Source organism: Mycobacterium farcinogenes (assembly GCF_019739075.1).
GTDB lineage: Bacteria > Actinomycetota > Actinomycetes > Mycobacteriales > Mycobacteriaceae > Mycobacterium > Mycobacterium senegalense.
Map to the genome: position 1 here is coordinate 2,789,627 of NZ_CP081673.1, position 12,229 is coordinate 2,801,855.

Here is a 12,229-nt window from a genome sequence, read left to right on the forward strand (position 1 = left end):
TCGGCCTCCTCAGACCACTCTTTTGCCGAACCGGTCGCGGATCCGCATGTCCCAGAGGTAGAGCTGATAGCCGAACAACCACACCTCGTGAGGGATCACGCGATCCGCGGCCCGCAGGCCGGTCAACAGCCACTCGAACCGCCGCTGCTGATCGGCCGTCCAACTCATCCGCATATGGCTGCGGAACTCGGCGGGCAGAAAACCGGTGGTGGCAAACAGGTTGAACCGTCCGGCCAGCAGCCGCAGCGGCGCGGGCAGGAACGCCATCGCCGCCACCCCGTGCAGATGCTCACGCACCGGCGGGTCGATCCGCAGATCCTGCAGCGACTGCTTCCAGTACGCGTCGAAAGCGTTGCGGTCCTGCGGCCACATCTCGTCGCGCACCTGCAAGGTGGTGCCCAGTGTGCGGGCGTCGGCATAGATCGCGTCGGCTGATTCCTCATCGAGCGGTCCGTAGAGGAACTCGTGCATGTCGACGTAATAGCGGTACAGGCAGGCGGCCACCCACAGCTGCAGCTTGGGGTCGAAAGCGTTGTAGGACACCGGGCTTGACTCTCGCGAGCGGACCAGCGCATGCACCTTGTCGATCTGGGTGCGCAACCTCGCGCGGTCGGCATCGGTGCCCATGGTGGCCGCGGCCAGGTAGGTGCCGGTGGTGCGGGCCCGTTTGAACGGGTGCTTGTAGACGTTGCCGCTGTCCACCGGGCTCTCCAGGACGCCGTAACCGACGCCGGGGGACGACAGCTGCATGATGACGTTGGCCGCGGGTAACAGTGCCGCCGCCGGGTTGAGCAGATCGGTGACCCGGCGCGGATGTCGTGGCGGACCCAGCCTCATGAATTCGAGTAGACCACCTTGTGAGACGCTGCCGGGGTGTTTGCGCCGAGAAGTCTTGCCGCGGCCTCCGGTATCGCCGTCGGATTCCTGGCCGACCTGCTGCTGGGCGATCCGCGCCGCGGGCACCCGGTGGCCGGGTTCGGCGCCGGCGCAGCGCGGTTGGAGAAGCTGACCTACTCCGACACGCGTGGGGCAGGTGTACTGCACACCGGGCTGCTGCTCGGCGGGCTGGCCGGGCTGGGTTGGGCCGCCGGCCGCGGTGACCGGGTCTGGATGACGGCGGCGGCCACCTACGTCGCGCTCGGCGGCACCTCACTCAACCGGGTCGGCAACCGGATGGCGACCCTGCTCGACGCCGGTGACCTGGCCGGAGCCCGCGCCCTGTTGCCCTCTCTGTGCGGACGGGATCCCGCCGCACTGGACGCCTCGGGCCTGACCCGGGCCACGGTGGAATCGCTGGCCGAGAACACCTCTGATGCTCAGGTGGCGCCGCTGTTCTGGGCGGCGGTCGGCGGGGTGCCCGGCGTGCTGGTGTACCGGGGTGCCAACACACTGGACGCCATGATCGGGCATCGCTCGCCGCGGTATCGCTACTTCGGCTGGGCCGCAGCCAGATTCGACGATGCGCTGAACTACCTGCCGGCCCGGCTGACCGGCGTGCTCACGGTGCTGTGCGCGCCGGTGGTGGGTGGATCACCGGCCGCGGCGCTGCGGGCCTGGCGCCGCGACGCATCTCGCCACCCCAGCCCGAACGCCGGAGTGGCCGAGGCGTCGTTCGCCGGGGCGCTGGGGGTGCGCCTGGGCGGCCCGACACAGTACGCGCACCAGCTCGAGATCCGGCCCACCCTGGGCGACGGGCGGATCCCCGAAGTGGACGACGTGGCCCGCGCGGTGCGGCTGTCGCGCGCGGTACAGGCCGCGGCAGCGGCCGTCGCGGTGCTGCTGGCGGTCAGCGGCGCTTGCCGTAGCGGTCGGCGATCTTCTCTTCGGCGGTGAGCTCGCGAGCCGGTTCGGCCGCGGCGGCCTGGGCCGCCGCGCGTTCGCGTCGCCGCTGCTGGACCTCGGCGTAGATGAAGTAACCCAATCCGAGTGGGGCGACGATCCCGAAGGCGATCCACTGGATGCCGTACGACAGGAACGGCCCGGCGTCGAGGTGCGGCAGCGAGATCTCTCCGAGCCCGCCGGGTTGGCCGGCTACCAGTTGCAGATACGACCCTGTCAGCGGAACACCGGTGAGCGAGGCGATCTGCTCGGGGTTGATCGAATACACCTGCTGTGCACCGTCGTCGCCGCGGAACGGTTCCTTACCCGGGATCTTGGCTTCGGCGTCGCGCAGCCGTGCGGTGATCGTCACCCGCCCGCTCGGCGCGGCAGCGAACTGCGGCACCTTGTTCCCGTCGATCGGGGTGATGAAGCCGCGATTGACCAACACGGTCGGTCCGTCGTCGACCGCGAACGGGGTGAGCACCTCGAAGGCCGGCTCACCGTCGACCACCCGCAGCCGCACCAGCACCTCGGCCTTGGGCAGGTAGTGGCCGGTGGCGGTGACGCGCTGCCACTGGGAGTCCGGCGCGGCCGAATCCTGCTGGGGCAGAAGGGTGGTGACCGGCACCGGATCGGCCTGCAGAGAGTGGCTGATCTGGTTGTTCTCCCGCGAGGTCTTGGTGTTCTTGCCCAGCTGCCACGGCGCCAGCACCGTGAAACACAGGTAGGCGAACGCGACGACCACGACGAACAACGCGATCCACTGCGGCCGCAACAGGAATGTCAATCGGCGCATCAGTCTACGACTCCTCGAGAACCCTTCGGCGCGCCAGCGCCTCGTCGACCCAGGCGTGCAGCCCGGGTAGCGACGCCTCGATCACGGTGAACACGTCCTCGAAATCGGCCTTGGCGCCGTAGTACGGATCCTCCACGTCGAGGGCGTGCGCGCCCGAGCGCGGGTCGAACGACCGCAGCATCCGCAGCCGGTCGCCCGCCACGCCTAGATCGGTCAGGATCCGCAGGTGGTTGCGACCGAGCGCAACCACCATGTCGGCGCCGAGATGGTCGTCGCAGACCTGGGCGGCGATGTGATCGGTGGGATAGCCGCGCTCGCGCAACACCAGGCAGGCGCGCTCGTCGGCGCCGTCCCCGGCATGCCAGCCGCCGGTGCCGCCGCTGGTCACCCGGACCACGTCGGCCAGGCCGCGTTCGCTGATCTGGTGGGCGAACATCTTCTCGGCCATCGGGGACCGGCAGATGTTGCCCGAGCACACGAACGTCACATGCAGCTCAGACACCGAGCACCTCCCGCAGCGCCGCCACGGTGTCGACGTGGGCGTGCGCGGCCACCGCGGTGGGTCCGGTGAAGTCCGCGGCACCGTAGCCCCACCCGACCACGACGGTGTCGATGCCGTGCTGGGCCGCCCCTTCCACGTCGTGCATCCGGTCACCCACCATCAGAACACGTTCCGGCAGCGGCTGCAGCTGGGCCAGCGCATAGGCGACCACGTCGGCCTTGGCCGCGCGGACGCCGTCAGGGCTGGCCCCGGCGATCACCTCGAAGTAGCCGTCCAGACCGAAATGCTCCAGGATGCGACGTGCGGTGGGCTCGGCTTTCGAGGTCGCGACGGCTAACCGCACCCCGGCGGCCCGCAGATCGGCCAGCACCTCCTCGACGCCGTCGAACAGGCTGTTCATCGCCCAGCCGCGGCTCGTGTAATCGGCCCGGTAGGCCGCGATCGCCGCGTCGGCGTCGAAACTCGTCTGGCCCAGGCTCAGGGACTGCAGGGTCTCGTGCATCGGCGGGCCGACGATACGTCCGGCCAGGTCACCGTCGGGGACGCCGGCACCCACATGGGCCAGCGCGTGGCGGAAGCTCGACACGATCCCGGCCGCCGAATCGGTCAGCGTGCCATCGAGGTCGAACAGCACCAGCTGCGGTCGGGTGAGTTCCAGCGTGTCAGTCACGTGCCCATTCTCCCGTATGCCGCGCGAAGTCCTCCGACCACTAGTGTCGTGCTGTGCCACACCCACCCCGCGCAAGCGCCCGCTACCACGGCGACCAGGCCGCATTGCCGGGCATGCTGGACTTCGCGGTCAACGTGCGCCCGGGTGGCCCGCCTGCCTGGCTGACCGAGCGGCTGGCCGCTCGGCTGCCTGACCTGGGCAGCTACCCGAGCCGGGCCGATCAGCGCCGGGCCGCCGAGGCGGTCGCCGCCCGCCACGGTCGCAGCGCCGACGAGGTGGCGTTGCTGGCCGGCGGAGCCGAGGGCTTCGCGCTGCTGGCCGGATTGCGGCCTCGACTGGCCGCCCTGATCGCCCCATCGTTCACCGAACCGGAAGCGGTGTTGGCCGCGGCCGGTGTCCCGATCGAGCAGGTGGTGCTGCCGTCGCCGTTGTTCACCCTGACCGACGTCACGGTGCCCGAGGACGCGGACCTGGTGGTGATCGGCAACCCGACCAACCCCACCGGAGTGCTGCACCGCCGCCCGGACATCCTCGCGTTGCGCCGGCCCGGTCGCTTGCTCGTCGTGGACGAGGCGTTCGCCGACGGCATCCCCGGCGAGGCCGAATCGCTGGCCGGCGAATCGCTGCCCGACGTGCTGGTGCTGCGCAGCCTGACCAAGACCTGGGCCCTGGCGGGATTGCGGGTGGGGTACGCGCTCGGCGCGCCGGACGTATTGGCCCGGCTCACCGCCCCGCGCCCACACTGGCCGCTGGGCACGCTGCAGCTGGAAGCCATCGCGGCGACGAGCCGTCCCGAAGCGGTCGCCGAGGCCGACGCCGCGGCCCGGCGGCTGGCCGAATTGCGGGCCGCGATGACCGCCGGGCTGGCGGGACTCGGCCTGAGCGTGGTGGCCGGCGACGCGCCATTTGTCCTGTTCACCGTGCCGGACGCGGAGTTGATGCGAAAACATCTGGAAAGCAAGGGCATTGCGGTACGCCGTTGCGATACCTTCGTGGGCCTGCCGGACAACTACCTGCGTGCCGCGGTGCGGCCGGAATGGCCCGCATTGATCGACGCCATGACGGAGGTGCTGCTATGAGCGCGCGAGCGGCCGGCGTGCCGTTGGCTGACGTGATCGCCACACTGGACACGGCCTACCCGCCGCAGCTGGCCCATGACTGGGACTCGGTGGGGCTGGTGTGCGGCGATCCCGGCGAGCTGGTCGAATCGGTGACGATCGCCGTCGACGCCACTGAAGCCGTGGTCGACGAGGTGCCCGAACGCGGACTGCTGCTGGCGCATCACCCGCTGCTGCTGCGCGGCGTGGACACCGTGGCGGCCGATACGGCCAAGGGAGCCCTGATCCACCGGCTGATCCGCACCGGCCGGGCCTTGTTCACCGCACACACCAACGCCGACGCGGCCTCGCCCGGGGTATCCGATGCGCTGGCCGAGGCCCTGGGCCTGACCGTCGACGCCGTGCTCTCACCCGCGGCGTCCGGTCCCGACCTGGACAAATGGGTGGTCTTCGTACCGGTCTCGGATGCCGCAACGGTGCGTGAGGCGTTGTTCGACGCCGGAGCCGGCCGCATCGGCGACTACTCGCACTGCAGTTGGAGCGTGGGCGGCACCGGTCAGTTTCTGCCGCACGACGGCGCCGCTCCGGCGATCGGCGAGGTGGGCACCGTCGAGCAGGTGGCCGAGGATCGGGTGGAGGTGATCGCGCCCTCGCGGCTGCGTGCGGCCGTCCTGTCGGCGCTGCGTGCCGCGCACCCCTACGAGGAACCCGCCTTCGACATCTTCGCCCTGGCCCCCATTCCCACTGACGTGGGCATCGGCCGCATCGGCACTCTTGACCGACCGGTTCCGCTGTCTGCCTTCGCATCCCGGGTCCGGGCCGCGCTGCCGGCCACCTCGTGGGGAGTCCGGACATCGGGCGATCCCGACGCCATGGTGTCGCGGGTCGCGGTGTGTGGGGGAGCGGGCGATTCACTGCTAAGTGCGGTGGCCCGTGCCGACGTACAGGCATATGTCACATCGGATTTGCGTCATCATCCGGCCGACGAGCACCGCCGGGCCTCACCGGTCGCGCTCATCGACGTGGCGCACTGGGCCACCGAGTTCCCGTGGTGTGCCCAGGCGGCCGAAATCCTGCGCGGGCGGTTCGGTGACGCCCTGGAGGTGCGGGTGTCGTCGGTACGCACCGATCCGTGGAACGTCGAGTGTTGATCGCTACCAACTACATGAAAGTCAGGGCATGAAAGCCGAAGTAAAACAACAACGTTCGCTTCTCGCACTGACCGAGGTCGATGCCGAACTCGGGCGGCTGGCACACCGCGCGAAGAACCTGCCCGAACAGAAGGACGTCGACGCGGCGCAGGCTGCGCATGCCGCGGCCAGTGACGGGGTCGGTGTGCTCGGTATCGGGCTGGAAGATCTGGACGCTCAGGTGGCCAAGCTCGAGAGTGAGATCGACTCGGTACGCCAGCGCGAGGACCGCGACCGGGCGCTGATCGACGGCGGCACGGTAGGCGCCAAGCAGGTCGCAGAGATCCAGCATGAACTGGAAACCTTGCAGCGCAGGCAATCCAGCCTGGAGGACTCGCTGCTGGAGCTGATGGAACGACGCGAGGAGTTGTCGAACCAGCAGGCGCAGGCGCTGCAACGTATCGACGACCTGCAGAGCACCCTGTCGGCCGCACAGCAGGCCCGCGATGCTGCACTCGTCGAGATCGACCAGGCCAAACACCAGGCTGTCACGCGCCGCGAAGGCCTGGTGAGCGTGATCGACCCCGAGCTCGTCGCCCTCTACGAACGCCTGCGGGCCCGCGGCGGCGCGGGGGCCGGGCTGCTCCAGGGCCGGCGCTGCGGTGCCTGCCGGATCGAGATCGACCGCGGTGAGAGTGCCCGGATCGCCGCGGCCGCAGAAGACGACGTGGTGCGCTGCCCCGAGTGCGGGGCAATCCTCTTGCGGATCAAGCAGTGAAGGTTCTCGTCGAAGCCGACGGCGGTTCCCGCGGCAACCCGGGGCCGGCGGGCTACGGCGCTGTCGTGCTCGATGCCGGGCACGACGCGGTACTGGCCGAGCGAAAGGAAGCGATCGGCCGCACCACCAACAATGTCGCCGAATACCGGGGGCTGATAGCAGGTTTGGAGGCCGCGACCGAGCTGGGCGCCACCGAGGTGGCGGTGTCGATGGATTCCAAGCTGGTCGTGGAACAGATGTCGGGGCGATGGAAGGTCAAGCATCCCGATCTGATCCCGCTGCAGCGCCGGGCAGCGGAACTGGCCGCGAGTTTCGAGCGGATCAGCTATTCGTGGATCCCGCGGGAACGCAACAGCCATGCCGACCGGCTGGCCAACGAGGCCATGGACGCGGCCGCGGGCATCGTGAGTGCGCCGCCCGCCGAGAAGCCCACGTTGTCGGCTCCCGGCTGGACCGGTGCCACCGGGACGCCCACCCGGCTGCTGCTGTTGCGTCACGGCCAGACCGAATTGTCCATCGCGCGGCGCTATTCGGGCCGCGGCAACCCGGAGCTGACCGACGAGGGACGCAGGCAGGCCGACGCGGCCGCACGTTATCTGGCGGGCCGCGGCGGCATCGCGGCGGTGGTCACCTCGCCTTTGGGGCGGGCCTACGAGACGGCGACGGCAGCGGCCAAGGCGCTCGGTGTCGACGTCCGCGTCGATGACGACCTGATCGAGACTGACTTCGGCGCGTGGGAAGGTTTGACGTTCGCCGAAGCGGCACAACGGGATCCGGAACTGCACCGGCAATGGCTGCGTGATACCAGCGTCGAGCCGCCCGGCGGTGAGAGCTTCGATGCGGTAGCTCAGCGGGTCAGCCGCGCGCGTAATCGGATAGTCGCCGAGTACGGCCCGGCAACGGTTTTGGTGGTCTCGCACGTGACGCCGATCAAGACCATTCTGCGGCTGGCGCTCGACGCCGGCGAGGGCATCCTGTACCGGCTGCATCTGGATCTGGCCTCGCTGTCGATCGCCGAGTTCTACGGCGACGGCGGATCGTCGGTGCGGTTGGTGAACCAGACCGCCTACCTCTAGGTCAGGCGTGCAGATGTAGCTGTTCACCGTGCGGGCCGAAGATGGTGATGGCCTCGACCGGGCCGTCGACCACCCCGAACCAGTGCGGTGTCCAGGTCGAGAACTCCACGGCCTCACCGGGATTGACGACGAAATCCTGCTCGCCCAGGATCAGCCGCAGTTGACCGGACAGCACGTACATCCAGTCCCGCCCTTCGTGGACCGGGAATTCGGCGGGCGGTTTGCGGCGCTTGGCGCTGATCCGGATCTTGTAGGCGTGCAACCCGGCCGCCGGGCCCTGCCGGGTCAACGGCCAGTAGGTGATGTCGTGGTGGGTGTGTGAGGCTCCGGTGACCCGAGGGTCCTCGGCCTGCGGCGCGCGCAGCAGCTCGTCGGTGGTCACCGACAGTGCGGCGGCCAGCCGGGGCAGATGGTCCAGGGCGAGACGACGCTTGCCGGATTCCAGCCGGCTCAGTGTCGAGACGTCGATCTGTGCACGGCGCGCAACATCTTCCAGCGTGAGCCCGAGCTGACCACGCAACTCGCGCAGCCGGCTGCGGACCAGCGCGTCGATGTCGACCGGTTCGGCAGCGTTTGCCTTCATGGCAAATTAGCTTGGCACTTTGCCATGGGGTTGGGCAAGCTCGTAGGCATGGAGAACATCTGGGATTGCATCATTGTCGGCGGCGGGGCCGCCGGTCTGAGTGCGGCGCTGGTGCTGGGCCGGGCGCGGCGGCGGGTGCTGCTGATCGACGCGGGACATCAGAGCAATCTGGCCGCACCGGGAATCGGCGGCCTGCTGGGCAGCGACGGCCGCCCGCCCGCCGATCTCTATGCGGCCGGGCGCGCCGAATTGGCCGCCTACCCCACGGTGGAGCTTCGCACCGGCGAAGTGGTGCGCGGAGAGCCGGGATTCACCCTCGAACTGACTGACGGTAACCAGGAGCAGGCCAGGACAGTCCTGCTGGCGACCGGCATGGAGTACCGGTCACCGAAGCTCGCCGGGCTCGAAGAGCTTTGGGGCGCCTCGGTTTTCCACTGCCCGTTCTGCCACGGCTGGGAAATGCGGGATGCCCCGGTCGCGGTGATCGCCCAGGGCGACCGCGCCGTGCACTCGGCATTGATGATGCGCGGCTGGACCGAGGACCTGGTGGTGCTCACCAACGGGGACAGCGGCCTGGACGAGGCACAGGTCAAGCAATTGGATTCCGCCGGAATCGGAGTCGACGAGCGTGCGATCGCTCGGCTGGTGACCCACGACGGGGAACTGGCGGCAGTCGAATTCACCGACGGCACGCAGCTGGCCAGGCGCGGCGCGCTCGTCGCCGCCACCCTGCACCAACGCTCACCGCTGGCTGCCCAGCTCGGCGCGGTGTCGGCGCCCGGGCCGATCGCTGCCGACGCGCTCGTCGTCGACGGATTCGCCCGCACCTCGGTGCCCGGGTTGTTCGCCGCCGGTGACCTCAGCGTGCAGATGCCACAGGTGGCCGCTGCCGTCGCATCCGGTAGTCAGGCCGGCGCCGCCGTCGTGCAGTACCTACTCGGCGAGGACGTCGGGCTCCCCGTGCCGCCGTGGCCCAGCCAAACGGCCGTCACCGCCCAGTACTGGGAACGGCACTACGGGCAGCGCGGCCGCATCTGGAGCGGGCGGGTCAACGCCCAGCTCGCCAAGATCGCCGCGGAGCTGCCGGCGGGCCGGGCGCTCGATCTCGGCTGCGGTGAGGGCGGCGACGCCGTGTGGCTGGCCGAGAACGGATGGCGGGTGACCGCCGTCGACGTGTCGGAGACCGCGCTCGGCCGGGCGGCCGCCGAAGCGCAGGCGCGGGGTGTGGCGGACCAGATCACGTTCGAACGTCACGACCTGGCCGAGAGCTTGCCGGACGGGCCCTTCGATCTGGTCTCGGCGCAGTTCCTGCAATCGCCGATCTTCATGGACCGCGCGGACATGTTGCGCCGGGCGGCCGACGTGGTGGCTCCCGGTGGCCGGCTCGTGGTCGTCGATCACGGTGCCGCGCCGCCGTGGGCGCCCGAGCATGTCCGGAAGTTCCCGTTCCCGAGCGCTGAAGAGGTGGTCGATTCGCTGAACCTCGACGACACGCAGTGGGAGCGCGTCCGCGTGGGAACCGACGAGCGCGAAGCGACCGGGCCCGACGGACAGCGCGGCACCCTGATCGACAACGTGATGGTGCTGCGTCGCGTGGGCTGAGCCGACTTGTCAGCCGGCGGTGGCATAATCGCACGTATGTTCGATATGGCGGAGTTGGCGCAGGTCAACCCGCATGCTGACGAGGCCGAGTTGCATCGGCGCATCGAGGAACTCGAACGGGCGAAGTCGGCTGCGGCCGCCGGCCAGGCCCGGTGCGCGGCCTTGTTGGACGAGAAGCGCCGGGCCGACGAGGCGGCGGCGCGGGTGCCGAGGGCCAAACGAGGTCGTGGGGTGGCCTCGGAGATCGCGCTGGCTCGCCACGATTCGCCGACATGTGGCAGTCGGCATCTCGGCTTCGCCAAGGCGTTGGTGTACGAGATGCCCTACACGTTGGCCGCGCTGGAGTCCGGTGTGCTGTCGGAATGGCGGGCGACCTTGATCGTGCGGGAGTCGGCATGCCTGACAGTCGAGGATCGCCGGGCGCTGGATGCGGAGATGTGCGGCGATGTCACGAAGCTTGACGGTCTGGGAAACGGGCGGATCGAGGCGGAAGCCAAGAAGATCGCCTATCGGTTGGATCCGCAGGCGTTCGTCGACCGGGCGGCGAAGGCAGCGGAGGATCGAAATGTCTGGATCCGGCCGGCGCCGGACTGCATGGCACGCCTCACGGTGTTGTTGCCGATGCCGAAGGGCGTCGGCGTTTATGCGGCGCTGAAGCGGACCGCTGACACGACGTTCGACGGCCGGACGCGCGGCCAGGTAATGGCAGACACGGTGTACGAGCGGGTGACGGGTCGCCCGGCCGACGTGCCGGAGCCGGTCGCGGTCAACCTGGTGCTCTCCGACCAGACTCTGCTGGCGGGCGACGAGAGCCCGGCCGTGGTCGAGGGATACGGGCCGGTGCCTGCGTCGGTGGCCCGTTCCCTGGTGAGCGATGCGGTGACCGACGAGCGGTCGCGTGCGACGCTGCGACGGCTCTACCGGCATCCGGTATCCGGTGCGCTGGCGGCCATGGAGTCGCGGTCGCGACTGTTCCCCAAGGCACTGGCCCAATTCATCGGGCTGCGGGATCAGATCTGCAGAACCCCGTACTGCGATGCGCCGATCCGTCACCACGACCACGCGCAGCCCCATGCCGGCGGCGGTCCGACCAGTGCGCTCAACGGGCTGGGGGAGTGCGAACGCTGCAATTACGTCAAAGAATCACCCGGGTGGTCCGTGACGACGAGTGACGAGAACGGTGTCCACACAGCCGAATTCATCACCCCGACCGGGGCAATGTACCGGTCCACCGCCCCGCCGCCACCCGGGCCCATCGAGACGTACGAGAGCGTGACCGAGCTGCGGGTCGCGATTGAGTTCGCGCGCTGCGCAGCCTAGTCCGTGCGCTGAGTCAGTCGGACACTGTTGCCCGACGGGTCACGGAAACCGGAGTCGATGCCGTAGGGCATCTGGTTCGGCTGCTCGGTGAACTCGACGCCGCGGGCGGTCAGCTCCTCGTAACTCTTCTGACAGTCGTCGGTGGTCAGAAACACCGTGCCGGCGAAGCCTTTTGCGGTCAGGTCCTGGACCTGCTTGCGGGTCTGCTCATCCATCACCGGCTCACCGGGCACAGCCATCAACACGATGCCCACGTCGTCCTGCCCGGGCGGGCCGACCGTCACCCATCGGAAGTCACCCATCTCCTCCGGAAACGAAACATCTTCGCGCACTTCCATTCCCACCTTCTCGGTCCAGAACTTCAGCGCGACTTCCTGATCGTGAACCCATAGATGCGTGTAAGCGATTTTCATCATGAGCAGACGCTACGTCCGCTCCGGCCCGGCCGTCTTCTCCGTTTGTGCTGTCTTGGCCCGGCCGGTATGCGGCCGCCGGGTGTCGCGCGCCAGGATGCAGCTGGGCACCGGGGCGCGCAGCATGGCCGGCGGCAGGCTCGCCCGGTAGGCGGCCGGCGGCTTGCCGTACACCCGCGCGAAGTTCGTGGTGAACGAACCCACGCTGTGCAGGCCGACCATCACACAGATGTCGGCGACCGAACGATCGGTGTTGCGCAGCAGCGCCGCGGCCCGTTCGAGTCGCCGGCTCTGCAGATAGGCCCGCGGCGACTCGCCGAAGGTACGGGTGAACATCCGGCTGAAGTGGGCGCGGGACAATCCGGCGGCTGCCGCGAGGTCGTCGACGGTGATCGGATCCGCATAGCGGGCGTCCGCGAGGTCCCTCGCGCGCAGCAAATATCGGGCCGGTGGCACCTGTGCCATGAAAATAAGGGTACG

General features: G+C 69.3%; 14 protein-coding genes. 7 read left to right on the forward strand and 7 right to left on the reverse strand.

Features of this window, described 5'->3' with window-relative positions; genetic code table 11:
* Window positions 1–9 precede the first annotated feature (9 nt).
* A complete protein-coding gene (locus K6L26_RS13185) occupies window positions 10–837 on the reverse strand; it encodes an oxygenase MpaB family protein (RefSeq protein ID WP_036393838.1) in 828 nt (275 codons plus the stop codon).
* Window positions 838–873: 36 nt separating this feature from the next.
* Between K6L26_RS13185 and K6L26_RS13190 the strand changes: the two genes are divergently transcribed.
* Window positions 874–1,833 (forward strand): cobalamin biosynthesis protein, encoded by a 960-nt coding sequence (locus tag K6L26_RS13190; RefSeq protein ID WP_064895728.1) that lies wholly within the window; start codon window positions 874–876, stop codon window positions 1,831–1,833.
* Here K6L26_RS13190 and K6L26_RS13195 read toward each other — a convergent pair.
* From K6L26_RS13195 to K6L26_RS13205, 3 genes are read right to left on the reverse strand one after another with little or no spacing between them, the layout of a single operon-like run.
* Window positions 1,787–2,617: an SURF1 family cytochrome oxidase biogenesis protein gene (locus tag K6L26_RS13195; protein WP_064895726.1), complete on the reverse strand. Its 831-nt coding sequence runs from the start codon at window positions 2,615–2,617 to the stop codon at window positions 1,787–1,789. The two genes, K6L26_RS13190 and K6L26_RS13195, sit on opposite strands and share 47 nt — an antisense overlap.
* 4 nt (window positions 2,618–2,621) lie before the next feature.
* Window positions 2,622–3,119 (reverse strand): low molecular weight protein-tyrosine-phosphatase, encoded by a 498-nt coding sequence (locus K6L26_RS13200; protein ID WP_019345554.1) that lies wholly within the window; start codon window positions 3,117–3,119, stop codon window positions 2,622–2,624.
* Window positions 3,112–3,789, reverse strand: coding sequence for an HAD-IA family hydrolase (locus K6L26_RS13205; protein WP_064895724.1), 678 nt, complete (start codon window positions 3,787–3,789; stop codon window positions 3,112–3,114). Before K6L26_RS13205 ends, K6L26_RS13200 begins: the two co-directional genes overlap by 8 nt.
* A gap of 53 nt (window positions 3,790–3,842) precedes the next feature.
* Between K6L26_RS13205 and cobC the strand changes: the two genes are divergently transcribed.
* Genes cobC through K6L26_RS13225 form a run of 4 tightly spaced genes read left to right on the forward strand, consistent with a single transcriptional unit; the run spans window position 3,843 to window position 7,831 of the window.
* Window positions 3,843–4,868: an Rv2231c family histidinol phosphate aminotransferase CobC gene (gene cobC, locus K6L26_RS13210; RefSeq protein ID WP_064895722.1), complete on the forward strand. Its 1,026-nt coding sequence runs from the start codon at window positions 3,843–3,845 to the stop codon at window positions 4,866–4,868.
* The gene (locus K6L26_RS13215) at window positions 4,865–5,998 is read left to right on the forward strand and encodes a Nif3-like dinuclear metal center hexameric protein (protein ID WP_019347670.1); all 1,134 of its coding nucleotides are present in this window, start codon (window positions 4,865–4,867) and stop codon (window positions 5,996–5,998) included. Before cobC ends, K6L26_RS13215 begins: the two co-directional genes overlap by 4 nt.
* A 28-nt stretch (window positions 5,999–6,026) precedes the next feature.
* Window positions 6,027–6,755, forward strand: coding sequence for a zinc ribbon domain-containing protein (locus K6L26_RS13220; RefSeq protein WP_064895720.1), 729 nt, complete (start codon window positions 6,027–6,029; stop codon window positions 6,753–6,755).
* Window positions 6,752–7,831: a bifunctional RNase H/acid phosphatase gene (locus tag K6L26_RS13225; RefSeq protein WP_064895719.1), complete on the forward strand. Its 1,080-nt coding sequence runs from the start codon at window positions 6,752–6,754 to the stop codon at window positions 7,829–7,831. Before K6L26_RS13220 ends, K6L26_RS13225 begins: the two co-directional genes overlap by 4 nt.
* Window position 7,832: 1 nt before the next feature.
* On the opposite strand, the gene K6L26_RS13230 is transcribed toward K6L26_RS13225, so the two are convergent.
* Complete coding sequence (locus K6L26_RS13230) at window positions 7,833–8,414, reverse strand: helix-turn-helix domain-containing protein (protein WP_019347673.1); 582 nt, start codon at window positions 8,412–8,414, stop codon at window positions 7,833–7,835.
* A gap of 24 nt (window positions 8,415–8,438) precedes the next feature.
* Here K6L26_RS13230 and K6L26_RS31970 point away from each other — a divergent pair, with 24 nt between their 5' ends.
* Window positions 8,439–10,016: an FAD-dependent oxidoreductase gene (locus K6L26_RS31970; RefSeq protein WP_308204245.1), complete on the forward strand. Its 1,578-nt coding sequence runs from the start codon at window positions 8,439–8,441 to the stop codon at window positions 10,014–10,016.
* 36 nt (window positions 10,017–10,052) lie between these two features.
* Window positions 10,053–11,336, forward strand: coding sequence for a DUF222 domain-containing protein (locus K6L26_RS13240; RefSeq protein WP_064895717.1), 1,284 nt, complete (start codon window positions 10,053–10,055; stop codon window positions 11,334–11,336).
* Here K6L26_RS13240 and K6L26_RS13245 read toward each other — a convergent pair.
* Window positions 11,333–11,752 (reverse strand): VOC family protein, encoded by a 420-nt coding sequence (locus tag K6L26_RS13245; protein ID WP_064895715.1) that lies wholly within the window; start codon window positions 11,750–11,752, stop codon window positions 11,333–11,335. The genes K6L26_RS13240 and K6L26_RS13245 overlap by 4 nt on opposite strands.
* Before the next feature lie 9 nt (window positions 11,753–11,761).
* The gene (locus tag K6L26_RS13250) at window positions 11,762–12,214 is read right to left on the reverse strand and encodes a helix-turn-helix transcriptional regulator (protein ID WP_064895713.1); all 453 of its coding nucleotides are present in this window, start codon (window positions 12,212–12,214) and stop codon (window positions 11,762–11,764) included.
* Window positions 12,215–12,229: the final 15 nt, after the last annotated feature.

Coding starts and splice junctions, on each gene's coding strand:
- K6L26_RS13250 (WP_064895713.1), bottom strand. CDS start 12,214: ATGGCACAGGTGCCACCGGCCCGATATTTGCTGCGCGCGAGGGACCTC.
- K6L26_RS13195 (WP_064895726.1), bottom strand. CDS start 2,617: ATGCGCCGATTGACATTCCTGTTGCGGCCGCAGTGGATCGCGTTGTTC.
- K6L26_RS13245 (WP_064895715.1), bottom strand. CDS start 11,752: ATGATGAAAATCGCTTACACGCATCTATGGGTTCACGATCAGGAAGTC.
- K6L26_RS31970 (WP_308204245.1), top strand. CDS start 8,439: ATGGGGTTGGGCAAGCTCGTAGGCATGGAGAACATCTGGGATTGCATC.
- K6L26_RS13220 (WP_064895720.1), top strand. CDS start 6,027: ATGAAAGCCGAAGTAAAACAACAACGTTCGCTTCTCGCACTGACCGAG.
- K6L26_RS13230 (WP_019347673.1), bottom strand. CDS start 8,414: ATGAAGGCAAACGCTGCCGAACCGGTCGACATCGACGCGCTGGTCCGC.
- K6L26_RS13185 (WP_036393838.1), bottom strand. CDS start 837: ATGAGGCTGGGTCCGCCACGACATCCGCGCCGGGTCACCGATCTGCTC.
- K6L26_RS13215 (WP_019347670.1), top strand. CDS start 4,865: ATGAGCGCGCGAGCGGCCGGCGTGCCGTTGGCTGACGTGATCGCCACA.
- K6L26_RS13240 (WP_064895717.1), top strand. CDS start 10,053: ATGTTCGATATGGCGGAGTTGGCGCAGGTCAACCCGCATGCTGACGAG.